Genomic DNA, 18,229 nt, shown 5'->3' on the forward strand with positions numbered 1-18,229 from the left:
CGCCCCTGCGGTGGCGATCAGGCCCGGCGTTCGGCGATGCGGGCCAGCAGGCGCTTGTGGACGATCGGCGGCAGCAGGTCGGCGATGTCACCGCCGTAGGCGGCGACCTCCTTGACCAGGGAGCTGGAGACGAAGCCGTAGGCCGGGTTGGTGGCGATGAAGTAGGTGTCGACACCGGTGAGCTTGCGGTTCATCTGGGCCATCTGGAGCTCGTAGCCGAAGTCGGTGGCGTCGCGCAGGCCCTTGACGATAGCGGTGATGCCCTGCTGCTTGGCGAAGTCGACCAGCAGGCCGCGCCAGGATTCCACCCGCACATTGGGCAGGTGGGCGGTGACCTCGCGGATCAGGTCCATCCGCTCCTCGACGGTGAACATGCCCTGCTTGTTGGGGTTCACCACGACGGTCACGACGACCTCGTCGAATTGCGCGGCGGCGCGGGCGATCACGTCGAGATGTCCATTGGTCACGGGGTCGAACGACCCGGGGCACAGTGCTCCAGCCATGGCCGAACGTTACCGCATGTCGGCGGGGCGGCCGCGGCCCGGTCCAGCCTCCGCTGCGCAGTCATGCCTGGTCAGCTATGGTTCCGAAACCCAGCAACTGCTTGCTCCCTGTTTCCGTACTGTTCGGTTTTCTCGCGTTGATCGTTTCCTGACCCGATTGCGAAGCTGCATCGGCAATCTCGCTCGATGAAGGAAGTACACACATATGGCAAGGGCATCGTTGGGTCGGAAGATCGCAGTCACCGTGGCTGCGACGGTGAGCGCGTTCAGCGGCCTGGTGGGCGCGTCCGCGTCGGCCGATCCGGGGAACGGCCAAGGGGCGGCGCCGGAACACATCTTCTACATCATGATGGAGAATCAGGGGGACGACGACATCCTCGGCAACACGGCCGATGCGCCGTTCATCAACCAGCTGGCCAACGACAACGGCGTGTCCACCGGTTTCCACGGTGTGACCCACCCGAGTCTGCCGAACTACCTCTCCATGTTCTCGGGCGACTTCCAGGGCATCTGGGACGACTGCAAGGCCGGCGCCGACTCCACCTGCGCCCCCGAGGAATTCGTCCCGAACTCCGGCGACGGCACCTCCAGCGCCTCGCTGACCCCGGAACAGATCGCCAGCGCGACCGCCAAGCCGCACATGTTCGCCGGCAAGAACCTGGTCGACGAGCTCGAGGGCAAGGGCAAGTCCTGGAAGGCCTACATGGGCGGCATGCCGCAGGCCGGCTTCCAGGGCGAGTTCGCGCCGGGTGACGTCAACGGCACCATGGTCAAGCTGTACGCCCAGAAGCACAACCCGTTCATGTACTTCTCGGACGTCAACTCGCCCGGCAATGCCCGCCTGCAGAAGGTGGTGCCGTTCGAGAACAACTTCGACGCCGACCTGAAGAGCGGCAACGTGCCGAACTTCACCTGGATCAGCCCCGACCAGTGCTCGGACATGCACGGCATCTCCAGCGCCGCGGCCGCGCTGGTCAACAAGCCGAACTGCACGGAGCCGGCTTCCGGTGTGGCGCACGGCCCGATCCAGCTCGGTGACGCCTTCCTGAAGGACACCGTCACCAAGATCACGAGCTCGGACACCTGGAAGAAGACCCGTTCCAGCATCGTGATCGCCTGGGACGAGAACGACTACTCCGGCTACTCCGGCGGCCCGGGCAGCCCGGTCGGCGCCAATGGCACCGTGCTCGGTGGCGGCGACTCCCCGCTGCTGGTGATCAACTCCGACAAGGTGCACAAGGACAAGGACGAGAAGGGCAAGCCCCAGCCCCACCACAAGACGTCCACCGACCTCGCCGACCACTACTCGGTGCTGTCGGCCGTCGAGCAGATGTGGGACCTCGGCTGCCTGGCGAACACCTGCCAGTACAAGGCTCCCGAATCGCTGCGGGACCTGTTCCAGAACTGACGTTCTCGGACATTCCTGACGATGCCCGCCGTGTCGCACACGGCGGGCATCGCCGTATTCGCCGCTCCCGCTGTCGATCTCGCGGCGGGCCCGGCCTCAGAGTTCGAGCGCGGCCTCCGCGCCGAAGGTACGCACCAGGGTCGGATCGTTGAACGCGGTGATGCGCCCGATCCTGGCCCCGATCAGCGTCAGGACATGGATCCCGTAGGCCTCGTAGTGGTGGTCGTCGACGCGTTTGTGAACGATGAAGGCGGGCTGGCCATTCGCGCGGGTCGGCGTGAAACGCCACAGGCCCGGCTGCAGGACGCGACTGCGCAGGAACCCGAGGACCGCGTCGCGGCCGGTGAACCACGTTGGCGTGGGCGGCATTTCCATCTCCACGTCGGCACGCAGAAGCTCGAGCAGGGCGGCGTGGTCGGCACGGGTGAACGCGTCGACATAGCCGTCGAGCAGCCGTCGCTGGGCGAGTTCGTCCGGCTCGGCCAGGTCCGCCTCCACCGGCCCGGCCTGCGCCAATCGGCTCCGGGCCCGCCGCAGCGCACTGTCCACGGCGGTCGGCGTGGTGTCCAGCATGGCGGCGACCTCCGCCGTCCGGAAGGCCAGCACGTCGCGCAGCGTCAGCACCGCGCGCTGCCGGGCGGGCAGAAGTTGCAGTGCCGCAATGAAAGCCAGCCGCACCCCAGTCCGTCCCGCCACGATGGCGGCCGGATCGTCGAACCCGAAGAGCGAGTCCGGCGCGGGCTGCAACCACTCCACCTCGGGCTCCCGGGCCGCCATCGCCACCCGGTGATCGTCCTCCGGCGCACCCAGTCCCGACGGCAGCGGCCGACGCGAGCGCCCTTCCAGCGCGGTCAAGCAGGCCATGGTGGCGATCTTGTACAGCCAGTGCCGCAGCGACGACCGGCCCTCGAACCCGCCGAAGCCCCGCCAGGCCCGCAGGTAGGTCTCCTGCACCAGATCCTCGGCGTCGTGCACCGACCCCAGCATTCGATAGCAGTGAGCGAGCAGTTCCGGGCGGAATCGCTGTGTGAGAGCGGCGAATTCGCGCTCGGTGGGCGGTGCGGTGACCGCGGGCCGTTCGGTGTCGGAGGGCATGGCCGCTACTCCCGGAGGTGCGCTGGTCGTCATGGTCGCGACCCCTCAGCCGATCTGCTTCAGCCCGGCGCCGCTCACCAAGTATTCCGCCGCACTGCCGGCATCATCGGCGAGTTCGAGAACCGCCTTGCCGACCTGTTCGGGTGTGAGCGCCGGAGCCATCCCGGCGAGATAGGTCTCCACGTCGATGCCCTGCCGGGCGGCATACCCAGCGACCCCTTTCCGGCCGAGACCGGTGGCCGGTGTCAGCCTGGGCAGCAGGGCCACGAACCGAATGCCGAGCCCCGCGCGGTCCGATTCCTCGGCGGCGTAGGTCCGGATGAATCGGATGGTGGACTTGGCTCCCGCGTATCCGCCGCTGAGCGGCGACCCGGCCAGCGCGGCCCCACTCGACATGGCGATCACCGCGCTCCCCGGGGGGAGCGGCTCCCGCAAGGCGGCCCCGATCCAGACGAACACCTGCTTGGTATCGGTCTCCCAGTTGCGGCTGAAGGTCTCCCAGGTCTGCTCGTGCACGGGGGCCAGGGGCGGAGTGGCTCCGGCGTTGAGCACCAGCAACTCCGGCCGGTACCCGCGAATCACCTTCTGCGCCACGGCTTCCTCGGTCGCGTCGGCGGCCACCGGCACGAACCTGTCCCCGAGCTCCGCACGGACGTCCTGCAATGCCTGCGCGTCTCGTGCCACGCCGATCACCTGCGCGCCCGACGCGACGAGCGAGGCGGCGATCGCCCGCCCGAATCCCCGGCTCGCGCCGGTGACCACGGCGGTCCGTATCGAATCCGACATCACGCACTCCCTACTCCGGTCTGTTCCTGTCGGTATTCAGACCGGCGGGAGCCGGGAAATCCGTCGGGTGTCAGCCCTCGAATTCGGCGAGATCGATACGTGTCTCGCCGTAGGTGCGCGATTTCAGCGGGGCGTAGCCGTCGGGCCAGGACACCTCGGGCGACCGGGTGGAGCGTTCGACGACGAGGAGCGCGCCCTCGTGCAGCCAGCCGTTGTCGACGAGGGCGCGGAGGTCGGCCTGCACATCGGCGACGTCGAGGTCGTAGGGCGGGTCGGAGAAGACCAGGTCGTAGCGCTCCGGTGGCGCACCCGACAGGACGCTGGTGACCGAGTTCTGGCGCAGCTCCGCGCCCGGCAGCCCGAGGTCGCCGATATTGCCGCGAATGATGACGGCGGCCTTGCGGTCCGCTTCGATGAGCAGCGCGTGGGAGGCACCGCGGGACAGGGCTTCCAGGGCCAGCGCCCCCGAGCCCGCGTAGAGGTCGAGGACGTGCAGGCCGTCGAAATCCATGCGGGCGTGCAGGAGGCTGAACAGCGCCTCGCGCACGCGGTCGGAGGTGGGGCGGGTGCCCGCCGGGGGGACGCGCAGGCGTCGACCCCCGGCGGTACCTGCCACGATGCGGGTCATTCGGCGGCGGCCTCGGTGACGCTCACGTCGACGAGCAGGTCGCCGCCCTCCACCTGCTGCACCTTGGCGATGGCCACGCGACGGACCACGCCCGCGCGCGGGGCGGTGATGGCGGCCTCCATCTTCATGGCCTCGATGGTGCCAATGGTGTCGCCCGCCGCGACCGAATCACCGTCGGAGACAGCCAGGGTCACCACGCCGGCGAAGGGCGCGGCGATGTGGCCGGCATTGGTCTTGTCGGCCTTCTCGGCGGCGGGGATCTCGCTGGCGATGGAGCGGTCGCGCACCGTGATGGGTCGCAGCTGCCCGTTGAGGATGCACATAACCGTGCGCATGCCGCGCTCGTCGGGCTCGGAGATGGCCTCCAGGCCGATGAGCAGGGTGACGCCCTTGTCGAGCTGGACGTGATGTTCTTCATCGTGGCGCAGGCCGTAGAAGAACTGGTTGGCCGACAGCCCGGTGGTGTCGCCGAACTTCTCGCGGTGGGCGACGAATTCGGCGGTGGGGCCGGGGAACAGCAGGCGGTTGAGGGTGGCCCGGCGCTCGGCCGACGTCCCGTTCAGCCCGGCCTCGTCGGCCGTGGTCAGCTGGGTTTCCGGCTTGGCGGGGCCGCGGCCGGCGAGGGCGCGGCTGCGGAAGGGCTCGGGCCAGCCGCCGGCCGGGGTGCCGAGTTCGCCGCGCAGGAAGCCGATGACAGAGTCCGGGATGTCGTAGCGACCCGGATCGGCGGCGAAGTCGTCGACGTCGACGCCGGTGCCGACCAGCGCCAGCGCCAGATCGCCGACCACCTTGGAGGACGGGGTGACCTTGACCAGCCGGCCCAGCATCCGGTCGGCCGCGGCGTATTTGGCCTCGACCTGCTCGAACTGGTCGCCCAGGCCGAGCGCGATGGCCTGCTGGCGCAGGTTCGAGAGCTGGCCGCCGGGAATCTCATGGTGGTAGACGCGGCCGGTCGGCCCCGGCAGCCCGGATTCGAAGGGCGCGTACACCTTTCGCAGCGCCTCCCAGTACGGCTCCAGGTCGCACACGTTCTGCAGGTTCAGCCCGGTGTCGTGGGGCGAATTCGCCGCTGCCGCAACGATAGCCGAGAGCGCGGGCTGAGAAGTGGTCCCCGCCATGGGTGCCGACGCGCCGTCGACGGCGTCCGCGCCGGCCTGCCAGGCCGCCAGGTAGGTGGCCAGCTGGCCACCCGGGGTGTCGTGGGTGTGCACGTGCACGGGCAGGTCGAACTCCCGGCGCAGCGCGGTGACCAGCGTGTGCGCGGCGGGCGCGCGCAGCAGTCCGGCCATGTCCTTGATACCGATGACGTGCGCCCCGGCCTCGACGATCTGCTCGGCGAGCTTGAGGTAGTAGTCGAGCGTATAGAGGTTCTCGTTCGGGTTCGACAGGTCGCCGGTGTAGCTGAGCGCGACTTCGGCCAGGGCGGTGCCGGTTTCGCGGACGGCGTCGATGGCCGGGCGCATCTGGTCGACATTGTTGAGCGCGTCGAAGATGCGGAAGATGTCGATGCCGGTGGCGGTGGCCTCGGAAACGAAAGCGCGCGTGACCTTTTCGGGGTAGGGCGTGTAGCCGACGGTATTGCGGCCGCGCAGCAGCATCTGCAGGTTGATGTTCGGCACCGCCTCGCGCAGCGCTGCGAGCCGCTCCCAAGGGTCCTCGTAGAGGAAGCGCAGCGCCACGTCGTAGGTTGCGCCGCCCCAGCATTCGATGGACAACAGCTCGGGCGTCATGCGCGCCACGTGCCCGGCCACATCGAGCAGGCCGTTGGTGCGGACCCGGGTGGCCAGCAGCGACTGGTGCGCGTCGCGGAAGGTGGTGTCGGTGACGGCCACGCCTTCGCGGTTGCGCAGCCACTGCGCGAAGCCGTCCGGTCCCAGCTCGAGCAGCCGCTGCCGGGAGCCCGGCGGGGGCGGCACGGTCATGTCGAGGGCGGGCAGCTTGTCGTGCGGGTACACCTTGGTCGGCCGCGAGCCGTGCGGCTTGTTCACGGTGACGTCGGCCAGGTACTGCAGGATCTTGGTGCCGCGGTCGGCCGAGCTCTTGAGGGTGAGCAGCTGGGGTCGCTCGTCGATGAACGAGGTGGTCACCCGGCCCGCGCGGAAGTCCGGATCGTCCAGCACCGCGAGCAGGAACGGGATGTTGGTCGTCACGCCGCGGATGCGGAATTCGGCGACCGCGCGCCGGGCGCGGGCCACCGCGGTGGCGAAATCGCGGCCGCGGCAGGTGAGTTTGACCAGCATGGAGTCGAAGTAGGCCCCGACCTCCGCGCCGACATTCGCACCGCCGTCCAGGCGCACGCCCGCGCCGCCGGGCGAGCGGTAGCCGGTGATGCGGCCGGTGTCGGGCCGGAACCCGTTGGCCGGGTCCTCGGTGGTGATGCGGCACTGGAGCGCCGCGCCCCGGATCTGGATGCCGTCCTGGCTCAGGCCCAGGTCCGCCAGGGTCTCCCCCGCGGCGATGCGCAGCTGCGACTGCACCAGATCGACATCGGTGATCTCCTCGGTCACCGTGTGCTCCACCTGGATTCGCGGGTTCATTTCGATGAACACGTGATTGCCGCGCTCGTCGAGCAGGAATTCCACGGTGCCCGCGCAGGAGTAGCCGATCTGACGGGCGAAGGCCACCGCGTCGGCGCAAATGCGTTCGCGGAGTTCGGGATCCAGATTCGGGGCGGGCGCGAGCTCGATCACCTTCTGGTGGCGGCGCTGCAGCGAGCAGTCGCGCTCGAAGAGGTGGATGACATTGCCCTGCTGGTCGGCCAGGATCTGCACCTCGATGTGGCGGGGGTTGACCACCGCCTGCTCGAGGAACACGGTCGCATCGCCGAAGGCGGATTCGGCCTCGCGCGCGGCGGCCTCGATGGATTCGCGCAGCTGGGCCGGATCGGTGACCCGCCGCATGCCACGCCCGCCACCGCCGGCCACGGCCTTGACGAACAGCGGGAACTCCATGGACTCCGCGGCGGCCATCAGCGCGTCCACATCGGCGGACGGTTCGCTCGAGCGCAGCACCGGCAGTCCGGCGGCCTTGGCGGCGGCGATGGCGCGCGCCTTGTTACCGGTCAGTTCGAGGACCTGGGCGGACGGGCCGATGAAGGTGATGCCCTCGCGTGCACAGGCGGCGGCCAGGTCCGGGTTCTCCGACAGGAAGCCGTAGCCCGGGTAGATGGCGTCGGCACCGGCGCTCTTGGCGGCCTTGATGATCTCCTCGATCGACAGGTACGCCCGCACAGGGTGGCCGGGCTCACCGATCTGGTAGGCCTCGTCGGCCTTGAGCCGGTGCACGGAGTTGCGGTCCTCGTACGGAAAAACCGCGACGGTACCGATGCCGAGTTCGTAGGCCGCGCGGAAGGCGCGAATGGCGATCTCGCCGCGGTTGGCGACCAGGACTTTGGAGAACATGGGTAGAAGGTACCTGCCCGGAGATACGGATCGGGCATCGAAGTCCCGTTCGGTGCAATCTTCACAGGACGGACTTCCCGCTTGCGAATTTGTGTTAATCACCGCGATACATCCCTGCCGGTGAGGGTTGCGTCGCTCCGACCACGGAATTTGCCGTCATGCTAAGGATTGCGGCCCCGCGGCCAACCGCGGCGCGGGCGCGCGCCGAGACATCCCGGTGGCCGGATTGCCGCGCGATCGTGTCCGAGACCACACCCCCGGCGGCCAAAGCCGCGCGAGAAGGCTTGCGCGCCGGTAAAATCCGGCGCGAGGAGGGGACGGTGACATCGTTCGCGTGGCGCGCGCCGCTGCTGTGCGGTGTCGCGGTCGTGCTCGCCGCCGCGACCGGCTGTACCACCAGCGTTCCCGGGCAACCGGTGCGGCAGCAGACCGATCCGGGCAGCCTCGAGGTCGGCAACTATCAGGTCACGCCGCGCGTGGTGGGAAATGCCAAGACCGACAAGCAATCCCGCATCCGCGAGTCACAGCGGCTGTCGGACTACGTGGCGCTGCCGTTCGAGGCCGACAGGGACTACGCCTACGAGTGCTCCAACGACGTCCGCCCGCACATCGTCACCAATCACAAGGGCCTGGGTGACATCCTCATCAACGACACCTTCGACGAGGTTGCCCACGATCTGCAAGGCGGCTGGGTCGATACCTGGTGCACCGGATCCGATTCCGACGACAAGCACCGCAGGCTGAGCATCGCGGTGCTGGAGTTGCCGGACGCCGGGCGGGCCGCGGCCGTCGGACCCGCGCTCGAGCACGACGACTTCACCTACAACGTCGACAACCGAGCCGTCACCCTGCCGAAATACCCTGGCAGCAAGGCGCATTGGCGGCCGAACGTGGCCTCGATCGGCTCCTGGACCGTGCACGATCGCTATGTGGTGTTCATCAAGGTGGTCGACGAGATGGCCGCCGCGCCGGACCTGGCCGACCTGAGCGCCCGGACCGAACGGATGCTGGACGTGGCGCTGCCGCTGCTGGACCGGTTCCAGCCCACGCCCGCGGACAAGTTCGAGCACCTGCCGCTCGATCCGGACGGCATTCTCGGCCGCACCCTGCCGACGAATCCCGAGGAGCCCATGCGGCCGGACCCGGACGGGGTGTACACGGGCCGTGGTGCGCTGCAGAGCCTGACCGACAGCGACCTCGATTTCCTGACGGTCGGCGACATCGACCTGGTCGGCTACGGCGACGCGCTGGTGTTCCACAGCCGGACCGGGACGGCGGCCCGGGCGTTGTGGGGCCGATGGGATCCGTCCAAGGACACCTCCGGCGATCGCCGGAGTATCGCCCCACCGCCGGGTTTCCCCGGCGACATCGGCTGTTTCGCGGTGCTGGACCACGGAAATGTGGTCGCCAACCAGTGCAACTTCCACGTGGACCGGTACACCGTGCAGGTCGGCGCCTTGAACGTGCCGGAGCTGTATCAGAAGACCTCGGCCGAATACGTGCTGGTGACGAGCAGGTGACGGCGTGAGGCGAATCAGCGAATTCCGCAGGCCGCGAACGGTTCTGTCGATCGTGACGGCGGTGACCGCAGTCCTGGTGGTGGGCATCGCGGCGGCGTCGTCGACGGTTCCGGGTCACCCGATTCCCGGCATGACACCGGCCGACTTATCGAAACTCGTTGTCGGACCGTATCCTTCGGCCCCGATCGAGTACGCCCCGACGTACTCGGTCGCCACCGACGCGTACCAGATCGAGTCGCGCCGCATGATGACCTATCTGGTCGGCCCGGACGAAATCGATCCGGACGTCACGTATCTGGGCGGAGCCCGGGTGCTGGACACCTCCGACGCGAACTTCGACGACACCAACGGGCCCTTCCCCAGGGCCTGGCAGGCTGTCGCGCAGAACAACCGGATGATCGCGGGCGCGTACATCTGGCGCAACAACAACAGTGTCCGGGCGCGCAAGCACATCACCCTGGCGGTCATGCGGTTCCCGACCGAGCAGGCCGCCCGGGCCGCGATCGACGGGTTTGCCGATGCGCTGGCCGCCCCTGGGCTGCACCCGATTCCGATCGACGGCGTCGACGCGCGGGCGTCGTCGATCACCGATGCCAAGGGGCAGGTCTTCGCGGTGCACGGCGTGTACGCAATCGTCGGCCACGCCGTGATCCCGCAGGCCGATCCCGCCGCACTGGGGGTGCGGCTGCGGACCATGGCTCAGGCCCAGCTCGCTCGGATGGCCGATCTGGCTCCCACGCCGCTGGAGGACCTCCCCGATCTGCCGATCAACCCCGGCAACATCCTGGGATTGACGCTGCCGAACAAGTACGACACCTCCGATGCCGACCAGTTGGGATGGAATTACGGCGGTGTCTACACCCCGGCGGGAGCCCTGCACTACGAACGCGACGGCGCCGCCGCCCGCAGGGCGTTCGCGGCGGCGGGGGTGGATCTGGTCGCCCGCAATGCCGCGACCGTCTACCGCACCCGGGACCTGGCGGCCGCCTTCGGTTTACAGGCCGCGCTGACCACGCTGGGCCGCGACGACGACGAATTCCCCAATCCGCCCGGCATCACCGACGCGCACTGTATCCAGCTCGACGAACCAGAGCCGATTCGCCAGTACACCTACATCTGCGCGGTCGTGTACGGCCGGTATGTCGCGGTGATCGGGACGGCGGCGCGTTTCAGCGGCGGGGCACCGGCCTCATTCCCGCAACGGGTGTCGGCGCAGTATTCGATGCTGGCCAAGGGCGGACAGTCATGACCACGGCACGCACCGGAACCGTGCCCGGCCGCCTGGCCCTGCTGACGCTGGCGGTCGCCCTCGCGGCGTCGTGCGGTTCCGACCACCGCGAACCCGCCACACCCGCCTCGAAGGCCGCGATCGTCGATGCCTCCCAACTGGATCCGGGCAACTACCCGGTCGTCCCGCGCGCGATCACGAACCAGAAGCCCGACATCACGGTGGGCGATCTCCTGCAGGAGTCGATCCGGATGGCCGAGCATGTGCCGCTGGCCCTGGACATCGACAACCGCCTGGTGTTCAACAATTCCGCGCACGCGATCACGGCGGACTACCCGCCTATCAGCATCGACAACTTCAATGACAAAGCGCCGGGCCTGATCTCGGGCTGGGAGTCGGGCGGGCGGCATCGGGCCGACACCACGCTCGGGCTGAACGTGGACATCACGGTGCTGCGGTTCGCGAAGCCCGAGCAAGCCGCGGTGGCCGCGAATTTCCTTGTCGGACTGGCCAACCCGGAGTACCCGGACAAGGGTCCGCTGCAGATTCCCGGGTATCCCACCGCCAGGGCCGCGCTGACCTCGCTCGAATATGTGAAGGCCACCTACGCGCAGGACGGCTACCTCTACTGGCTCTACGTCGAGGACGACCTCACGGTGCCCGACGGTCCCGGGGCCCTGCTGGACACGACGAAACTGGTGCTGGACAAGACGATCGAGGCCATGCGGGACTACCGGCCCACCCCGCTGGATCAGCTCGCGGGGCTGGCCACCGATCCCGAGGATCTGCTCGCCCGCACCCTGCCGGCGGGCAAGGGCCAGATCTGGGCGACCGAGGGACTGTACGGTCCCCACGCCGCCCTGACCCTCGACGATCGGCCGGCGGCCACCCGGCGCGCCTTCGACGAGAACGGGGTGGACCTGGTGGCGCACGCACTCAGCGGCCTCTACCGGGCCCGGGACGCGGCCGGCGCGCAACGGCTCACCGGCGCCTTCGTGGACGAGCTGAGCGACCGGTACAAACCCATCGACCCACCGCCCGGCCTGGCGACCGCCCGGTGCCTGCAGCTGAAGGACGAGAAGAACACCGCCGGAGCCAAATTCACGTGCTATCTGCCCTACGACCACTATGTGGCCGAGGTGTTCGCCGACCAGTCCCAGGATCTGCGCCAACGACTTTCGGCACAGTACGAGCTACTGGCATACGGGCACATCTGATGCCGGGCCGGGTGTGACGATCGTTGCTAAATTCGTAAGGGTCGGGATCCCGGCAGTGCTGAGGGAGGATGTCCATGCCGTTGCGGCCCGGCACGATCGTGGGCGGCCACCGGGTGATCCGCGTGCTCGGCAGTGGCGGGATGGGCACCGTGTATCTGGTGCAGGATCCGATGTTCCCGCGGCGGCTCGACGCACTGAAGGTGCTCAGCGCCGATCTGTCCCACGACGAGCACTACCGGGCGCGGTTCGAGCGCGAGGCGAATCTGGCGGCGGAACTGGATCATCCGAACATCGTCACGGTCTACGCGCGTGGCGAGGAGGACGGGCGGCTGTGGATCGCCATGCAGTACGTGCCCGGCACCGACGCCGCTGTGGAATTGAAGAAGAACCCCGCCGCCATGACGCCGCAGCGGGCGCTGCGCATCATCACCGAGGTCGGCAAGGCCCTCGACTACGCGCACCGGCGCGGGCTGCTGCACCGGGATGTGAAGCCCGCGAACTTCCTGCTCTCACCGGGTGAACCGGACGACAAGCTCGGCGGCGAGGAGCGGGTACTGCTCACCGATTTCGGTGTGGCCAAATCGATTACCGACGGCCGCGAGCTCACCGCCACCGACAGCCTGATGGCGACGCTGGCCTACGCGCCGCCCGAACGCCTGGTCGCCGGGCCGCTCGACCATCGCGGCGACATCTACAGCCTGGGCTGCGCGTTCGTGAAGCTGCTCACCGGCCGCACCCCGTTCCCGGTGACCTCCCTGGCCGAGGCCACCCTGGGTCACCTCCAGGAGCCGCCACCCGCGCTGAGCCCGCTGCGCCCGGATCTGCCGCCTGCGCTGGACGCGGTCATCGCCAAGGTGCTGGCCAAGGATCCGGACCACCGCTACGCCACCTGCCACGACTTCACCCATGACGCGGCGCTGGCCTTGCAGGGCCGGATACCTTCCGCCGCACCGGTTGTCGCGGCCCCGCCGATCGCCGTCCGCCCCAGTGCCGGGGACGAACCGCCGACCGTGTGGATCGGCTCGCTGCGGCCCGCCCCGCGCCGGCGGCGGTGGCTCGCTCCGGCCATCGCGGCGATCGTTGCGCTGCTCGGCATTTCGGGCGTCGCCGCCTTCCTGGCCAGCAACCACGAGTCCGGCGGCTCGACCGCCGCGACCACCACCGTGCACACCGATGCGCTGGATCAGGTCCGCTCCGCCCACCCCACCTTCCAGAACAAGACCGTCGCCGCGTTCAACTTCGGCGACGGCAGTCTCTCCGCCGACCTGGACACCAGCGATCAGGCGAAGTTCCTGGTGGACATCGGCTTTCGCTACAGCACCGACTACCGCGCCCAGCCCGGCGAGACGTCGCCGCGCCCCCTGTCCCCGTCCGACGCCTCGGTCCCCGACGTCGACGTCGTGATCGTCGTGCGTACCGACCAGCAGGCGGGCAACGGTGGCCTGCGCGGCCTGCCCAGCAGCTTCCTCTCCTCCAGCCTCAGCCACGCCAGGTTGGTGATCATCGACGATCCCGCCACCGTCCAGTCCTTCCAGACCTGGACCGACCGCTCCCCCGACGTCCTGGTCCAGAAGGTCGTGCCCGCGATCGTGAAGGTGCTCTGATCCGGCACCGGTCACGGTCCGCTGAATCGAGAGTTGTTGTGGCGCTTGATGGGCGGCCCGGCGCAGTTGCGCCACCGTGGTTGGCCGGACCCGCCGGCCCTGTTACGCTCCGGCCCGGACAGGAGGTCGAGGTGATCGGAAAGCAGTGGGGGGTCCGATGCCTGCTGGCCGTGGCCGTGCTGGTGCTCGCGGGATGCGGCTCGTCCCCCGCACCCCGAACCGACCCTGGCTCAACGCCTTCCGCGCACTCGAACCGGGATCTGTGCGTCCGGATGACCGACTTCTTCCACAACACGCTCGGCGTCCCCGACGCGCAGGTGGCCGAACTCAGCCAGGGCACCATCGATGCCGCCATCGGCATGACCGGATCCTGCTACCTGAACCTGCAACGCCGCGCCCCGTACGTCGCGTGGCTGACGGTGCGCAATATGCGCAAGCCCGACCACACCGACCCCACCGGTGACCGCTACCAGCGCCTGGACGGCTTCGGCGAGGACGTCTGGCGAACCCCCGACGACAGCTACCTGACCCGGGTCGGCACCTGGGAGGGCATGCTCGCCATCGACGACAAGATCGCCACAACGAGTTCGGTCCCGCTGCGGATGACGGATCAGAAGGTGCAGGACACCATTCAGTTCCTCATCGCGATCACCCGCGAGATGCAGTAGCGCCCGATCGTCGGGCGGCCGCCCTAGGCTGTCGGCATGACCGAGCAACCGCGACTGCGCTACCGCCTGATCACCGGCCCCGACGACGCGACCTTCTGTGAGCGGATCAGTGCACTGCTGGACGAGGGTTACCGGCTGTACGGCTCGCCCGCGGTGACGTTCGATGGCAACTCGGTCATCGCCGCGCAGGCGGTGGTACTGGGCGAGAAATGACGGACTCCAGCCCGTCGCCGATGCGACGCGCGGCCGCGGACAACTCCGTGAGGTAGTGGCGGCGTTCGGCGCGAGTGACGTCCTCGCGCAGGGGGCCGATCTGCAATTCCATGACCGCCCGGCCGCGGGCATCGAACACCGGGGCGCTCATGTAGCTCAGCGGCAGTGTCGCGTCGCTGTCGAATGTCTGTTGGTCGTAGGCGCTTCCGCCGAAGGTCGCCAACTGCGCCAGCACCTTTCCCCGCAGGTCCTTGCTCCCCGGATGTTCGGCGAGGTGATCGGCGACCTCGGAGAGGACCCGCAGGCCGGGCAGGCTGTCGGCTTCCAGCCGCCAGGCGCAGTAGCCGGCGCTCCGCAGGGTGTCGAGGACGGCGCGATATTCGTCACGTCGGTCGGCTCCTCGGGTATCGAGCCAATCCCGTTGGCGGGCCGCGCCGGTGTGGGCGATGATCGCGGCCCCCGCCGGCGCGAGCAGTGGAATCCGCACGCCCGACTCCATTCCCACGGTGAGGCGGTCGCGGGTGACGGCGACGAACTTCAGGTGACCCCCGCTGAGCGCGGTCAGTGCCGCACCGCAGTCGACGCAATCGGCCAGCCTCGCCAATTCCCGGTCCAACCAGGCACGATCTTGCTGGCCGGCGGCGGCCCGCGCCCCGACGGAGGCGAGCCGCGCGCCGAGTTCATAGCTCAGATCGGGGAGCCGGCGCACCCACCCGCGTTCGGCCAGCGCTGCCAGGATCGCTCCGGTGGTGGAGCGGTTCAGGTCCAGGCTGTCGGCGATCTCGGCCGAGGTGAGCGAGTCGCGTTGGGCGGCGAGCAATTCCACGATGGAGATCACGCGCTGGGTGGGCGGTGAGCTCTCGGTCTTGCCAGTGGGCACGCAGGTCTCCTAGCCTGAGCCGCGGCACAAATAGCCGCACGGCTGAGTACGAATAATTGCACCGAGGAGCAGGGCATGGCAACCACCGGGACACAGGGGCCGATCGGGTCGTGATCGCGGATTTTGCCGACCACTGGCTGCTGTACTGCTCCATCCCGCTCGTCGCCGCCCTCATCGGCTGGGTGACCAAGATCGTCGCCGTGCAGATGCTGATGTATCCGCTCGAATTCAAGGGCATCCCACCGTGGCTGGGCTGGCAGGGTGTCATTCCGCGCTCCGCGCCGCGCATGGCCACCATCGCGGTCGATCTCATGTTCGGCAAGCTCATCGATCCGCAGGACATCATCGCCCGCATCGATGTCGCCGAGCTGACCACGCGGCTGCGCGAACCCCTCGACGTCGGTGTCGATTACATGGTCCGCGCCATGATGATGAAGCATCAGCCGCGGCTCTGGGTGAACATGCCCGACGCCGCCCAGCGCGCCATTATCGAACGCGCGCAACGGGATCTGCCGCAGCTGATCGAGGACATCGTCTACGACCTGCGCACCAATATCGACCAGGTGATGGATCTGCGCGGCATGGCCATCAGCGCGCTGGTGGACGACAAGTCACTGCTGGTGGAGATGGTGCGCCGGGTGGGCCGCAACGAGCTGCGCTTCATCGTGCGCTCGGGCCTGATCTTCGGCACCGTGCTGGGCTTCGTGCAGATGATCACCTGGGCGCTCACCCACTCCCCTTTGCTCATGCCCGCTTTCGGCGGTTTCACCGGATTGATCACCGATTGGCTGGCGTTGCAGATGATCTTCCGCCCGATCCGCCCAGTCGGTATCGGACCGTTCAAGTGGCAGGGCCTGTTCCACAAGCGCCGGGAGCAGGTCTGCACCGACTACGGCGATCTCATTGCCACCGAGATCCTCACCCCCGCACGCATTCTCGAGGCCGTCCTCAATGGCGAGCGCGCCGACCGATTGGCATCCCTGCTGAGCCGGCACGTCAGCGACTTCCTCGAACTGCAGACCGGCCCGGCCCGCCCGCTCATGCTGATGGTCGCGCGCGACAGCTACACCGCCCTGGAACGCGATGCGGTCACCTTCGTGCTCGATCACGTCAAGGCCGCCGCACACTCCGGTTTCGATCAGCACGCCATCGAGGCCCTCGATGTGCGCAACCTCGTCATCGAGAAGACGAAGCAACTCACCGACGACGAGTACGAGGGTCTGCTGCGCCCGGCGTTCAAACAGGACGAATGGAAGCTGGTGGCCATCGGCGCGGTGCTCGGGTTTCTGGTCGGCGAACTCCAGGTTCACCTGATTCTGGGGTGAGCCCGCCGATCTCGGCACACATTCCGGACCTCGTTCCTCCTCGGCGGCGTCGGGTTGGTCGTACCATAGGGATTCGCGCGCAAAACCGGCCATAGCACCGAATTCGCATGCTACGCAGGACGGCCGCCATGGTGAAGTGCCACGCAGAGTCGGCAAAGTTGCGGCGAGTCTCCTCAAATTGCGATGTTTGCGAAGCCGAATCGGTACCATCCTGCACGTGCGCAAGATGTATGCGGGCGCCCGACTACGGCGGTTGCGCGAGGAACGGCGGATGACCCAGGCGGCCTTGGCCAAATCCCTGGACCTGTCTCCCAGCTACCTCAACCAGCTCGAGCGTGATCAGCGGCCGCTCACCATTCCCGTGCTGCTGAAACTGAATTCCACCTTCGATCTCGATGTGCAGTTCTTCGCCGCGGACTCCGACGCGCGGCTGGTCTCGGACCTGCACGAGATCCTGGTGGAGGCCGCGGGCGGCAATGCCGCGCCGGTGGCCGAGGTCGAGGACCTGGCCACCCGCATGCCCGAGGTCGCGAAAATCGTTGTGGCCATGCACCGCCGACTACGCGCCGCGACCGACCAGTTGGATCTCTTGTCCTCCAAGGTGGCCACCCCCACCGGCGCACCCGGTGTCCCCATGCCCTACGAGGACGTGCGCGACTTCTTCTACGATCACCACAATCACATCGCCCAGCTGGATCTCGCGGCCGAGCGGCTGTTCGAGGAGAACGGGCTCACCATCGGCTCCCTCGACCGGCAACTGGCCCGGGTCGCCGAGGAACGCGCCGGGGTCACCGTCCTGGTCCGCGGCGACGGCGCCGATCCGAACATCCCCAAGCGCCGCTACGAGCCCGAGACCCGCACCCTCACCCTGGCCCGGCGGCTGCGGCCCGGGCAGCGCGCCTTCCAGATCGCCACCACCCTGGCCTTCCTGCTGCACGGCAGCCTGCTCGACGAGGTTCTCGACGAAAGTCCCTCGCTCACCGGCGAATCCCGCACCCTGGCCCGGATCGGGCTGGCCAACTACTTCGCCGGCGCGCTCATTCTGCCGTACAGCAAGTTCCTGCGCTCCGCCGAGGAGCTGCACTACGACATCGACCTGCTGAGCCTGCGCTTCGAGGTCGGCTTCGAGACCGTCTGTCATCGACTCAGCACCCTGCAGCGGCAGGGCCAGCGCGGGGTGCCGTTCTTCCTGATCCGCACCGATCGCGCGGGCAATATCTCGAAACGCCAGTCCGCCACCGCCTTCCACTTCTCCCGGGTGGGCGGCAGCTGTCCGCTGTGGGTGGTGCACGAGGCGTTCAACCATCCCGGCCGCATGCTGTCCCAGATCGCCGCCATGCCCGACGGGCGGCGCTACCTGTGGGTGGCCCGCACCACGGCGCCCACCCCGACCGGATTCGGCTCGGCCGGAAAGGAATTCGCCATCGGGCTGGGCTGCGACATCGAATACGCCGACCGGCTGGTGTATTCGCGCAGCCTGGAGCTGGACGACCCGGCCGCGGCCGCGCCCATCGGCGCGGGCTGCAAGGTGTGCGAGCGCCCCGGCTGCGCCCAGCGCGCCTTCCCGCAGATCGGGCGGCCGCTGGCGATCAGTGAGCACACCAGTTCGGATCTGCCGTATCCCCGCATGCCCCGCTGAGGTTCCCGCATCCGTAGCCGAGCCGCCGCTCGGCTACCGCCGAGTTCCCCTGTAGCGACACCGGCAATCTCGCCATGGCGCGATACCAGCTGCGGGCAATTCTCGCCGAATTTA

Annotated in this window: 15 protein-coding genes; 9 read left to right on the forward strand and 6 right to left on the reverse strand. The window is 68.5% G+C overall.

All coding sequences use genetic code 11. From position 1 onward, the window contains the following. Positions 1-17 precede the first annotated feature (17 nt). Complete coding sequence (coaD, locus tag ACIRRA_RS33185) at positions 18-503, reverse strand: pantetheine-phosphate adenylyltransferase (protein ID WP_356997673.1); 486 nt, start codon at positions 501-503, stop codon at positions 18-20. Between the two features lie 256 nt (positions 504-759). Here coaD and ACIRRA_RS33190 point away from each other — a divergent pair, with 256 nt between their 5' ends. Next, positions 760-1,911, forward strand: coding sequence for an alkaline phosphatase family protein (locus ACIRRA_RS33190; RefSeq protein WP_402776484.1), 1,152 nt, complete (start codon positions 760-762; stop codon positions 1,909-1,911). Between the two features lie 96 nt (positions 1,912-2,007). On the opposite strand, the gene ACIRRA_RS33195 is transcribed toward ACIRRA_RS33190, so the two are convergent. From ACIRRA_RS33195 to ACIRRA_RS33210, 4 genes are all read right to left on the reverse strand, one after another. Beyond that, the gene (locus tag ACIRRA_RS33195) at positions 2,008-3,006 is read right to left on the reverse strand and encodes a sigma-70 family RNA polymerase sigma factor (RefSeq protein WP_402776569.1); all 999 of its coding nucleotides are present in this window, start codon (positions 3,004-3,006) and stop codon (positions 2,008-2,010) included. Positions 3,007-3,051: 45 nt separating this feature from the next. After that, complete coding sequence (locus ACIRRA_RS33200; protein ID WP_402776486.1) at positions 3,052-3,792, reverse strand: SDR family oxidoreductase; 741 nt, start codon at positions 3,790-3,792, stop codon at positions 3,052-3,054. 70 nt (positions 3,793-3,862) lie between these two features. Further along, positions 3,863-4,420 (reverse strand): 16S rRNA (guanine(966)-N(2))-methyltransferase RsmD, encoded by a 558-nt coding sequence (rsmD, locus tag ACIRRA_RS33205; protein WP_402776488.1) that lies wholly within the window; start codon positions 4,418-4,420, stop codon positions 3,863-3,865. Further along, positions 4,417-7,821 (reverse strand): pyruvate carboxylase, encoded by a 3,405-nt coding sequence (locus ACIRRA_RS33210; protein WP_402776490.1) that lies wholly within the window; start codon positions 7,819-7,821, stop codon positions 4,417-4,419. Before ACIRRA_RS33210 ends, rsmD begins: the two co-directional genes overlap by 4 nt. 320 nt (positions 7,822-8,141) lie before the next feature. Here ACIRRA_RS33210 and ACIRRA_RS33215 point away from each other — a divergent pair, with 320 nt between their 5' ends. The 6 genes from ACIRRA_RS33215 (at position 8,142) to ACIRRA_RS33240 (ending at position 14,271) form a co-directional block, all read left to right on the forward strand. Further along, positions 8,142-9,341 carry a hypothetical protein gene (locus ACIRRA_RS33215; RefSeq protein ID WP_402776492.1) on the forward strand — a complete coding sequence of 400 codons (1,200 nt, stop codon included), beginning with the start codon at positions 8,142-8,144 and terminating at the stop codon, positions 9,339-9,341. Positions 9,342-9,402: 61 nt separating this feature from the next. Next, the gene (locus tag ACIRRA_RS33220; protein ID WP_402776494.1) at positions 9,403-10,590 is read left to right on the forward strand and encodes a hypothetical protein; all 1,188 of its coding nucleotides are present in this window, start codon (positions 9,403-9,405) and stop codon (positions 10,588-10,590) included. Beyond that, positions 10,587-11,786: a hypothetical protein gene (locus ACIRRA_RS33225; protein WP_402776496.1), complete on the forward strand. Its 1,200-nt coding sequence runs from the start codon at positions 10,587-10,589 to the stop codon at positions 11,784-11,786. The genes ACIRRA_RS33220 and ACIRRA_RS33225 overlap by 4 nt, the downstream gene beginning before the upstream one ends. A 74-nt stretch (positions 11,787-11,860) precedes the next feature. Beyond that, positions 11,861-13,390 carry a serine/threonine-protein kinase gene (locus tag ACIRRA_RS33230; RefSeq protein ID WP_402776498.1) on the forward strand — a complete coding sequence of 510 codons (1,530 nt, stop codon included), beginning with the start codon at positions 11,861-11,863 and terminating at the stop codon, positions 13,388-13,390. Positions 13,391-13,521: 131 nt separating this feature from the next. Next, positions 13,522-14,058: a hypothetical protein gene (locus tag ACIRRA_RS33235; protein WP_402776500.1), complete on the forward strand. Its 537-nt coding sequence runs from the start codon at positions 13,522-13,524 to the stop codon at positions 14,056-14,058. Between the two features lie 36 nt (positions 14,059-14,094). Then, complete coding sequence (locus tag ACIRRA_RS33240) at positions 14,095-14,271, forward strand: DUF1737 domain-containing protein (protein WP_402776502.1); 177 nt, start codon at positions 14,095-14,097, stop codon at positions 14,269-14,271. Here ACIRRA_RS33240 and ACIRRA_RS33245 read toward each other — a convergent pair. Further along, a complete protein-coding gene (locus ACIRRA_RS33245) occupies positions 14,234-15,151 on the reverse strand; it encodes a helix-turn-helix domain-containing protein (RefSeq protein WP_402776504.1) in 918 nt (305 codons plus the stop codon). The two genes, ACIRRA_RS33240 and ACIRRA_RS33245, sit on opposite strands and share 38 nt — an antisense overlap. Before the next feature lie 110 nt (positions 15,152-15,261). Between ACIRRA_RS33245 and ACIRRA_RS33250 the strand changes: the two genes are divergently transcribed. Both ACIRRA_RS33250 and ACIRRA_RS33255 read left to right on the forward strand, forming a co-directional pair. Then, positions 15,262-16,476, forward strand: a complete 1,215-nt coding sequence (locus ACIRRA_RS33250) for a DUF445 domain-containing protein (protein WP_402776506.1) — start codon at positions 15,262-15,264, stop codon at positions 16,474-16,476. Between the two features lie 217 nt (positions 16,477-16,693). Further along, complete coding sequence (locus tag ACIRRA_RS33255; RefSeq protein WP_402776508.1) at positions 16,694-18,115, forward strand: short-chain fatty acyl-CoA regulator family protein; 1,422 nt, start codon at positions 16,694-16,696, stop codon at positions 18,113-18,115. The last annotated feature ends 114 nt before the right edge of the window (positions 18,116-18,229 follow it).

Source organism: Nocardia sp. NPDC101769 (assembly GCF_044766925.1).
In the GTDB taxonomy this organism is placed as follows: domain Bacteria; phylum Actinomycetota; class Actinomycetes; order Mycobacteriales; family Mycobacteriaceae; genus Nocardia.

Coding starts and splice junctions, on each gene's coding strand:
- coaD (WP_356997673.1), bottom strand. CDS start 503: ATGGCTGGAGCACTGTGCCCCGGGTCGTTCGACCCCGTGACCAATGGA.
- ACIRRA_RS33195 (WP_402776569.1), bottom strand. CDS start 3,006: ATGCCCTCCGACACCGAACGGCCCGCGGTCACCGCACCGCCCACCGAG.
- ACIRRA_RS33200 (WP_402776486.1), bottom strand. CDS start 3,792: ATGTCGGATTCGATACGGACCGCCGTGGTCACCGGCGCGAGCCGGGGA.
- rsmD (WP_402776488.1), bottom strand. CDS start 4,420: ATGACCCGCATCGTGGCAGGTACCGCCGGGGGTCGACGCCTGCGCGTC.
- ACIRRA_RS33210 (WP_402776490.1), bottom strand. CDS start 7,821: ATGTTCTCCAAAGTCCTGGTCGCCAACCGCGGCGAGATCGCCATTCGC.
- ACIRRA_RS33225 (WP_402776496.1), top strand. CDS start 10,587: ATGACCACGGCACGCACCGGAACCGTGCCCGGCCGCCTGGCCCTGCTG.
- ACIRRA_RS33230 (WP_402776498.1), top strand. CDS start 11,861: ATGCCGTTGCGGCCCGGCACGATCGTGGGCGGCCACCGGGTGATCCGC.
- ACIRRA_RS33240 (WP_402776502.1), top strand. CDS start 14,095: ATGACCGAGCAACCGCGACTGCGCTACCGCCTGATCACCGGCCCCGAC.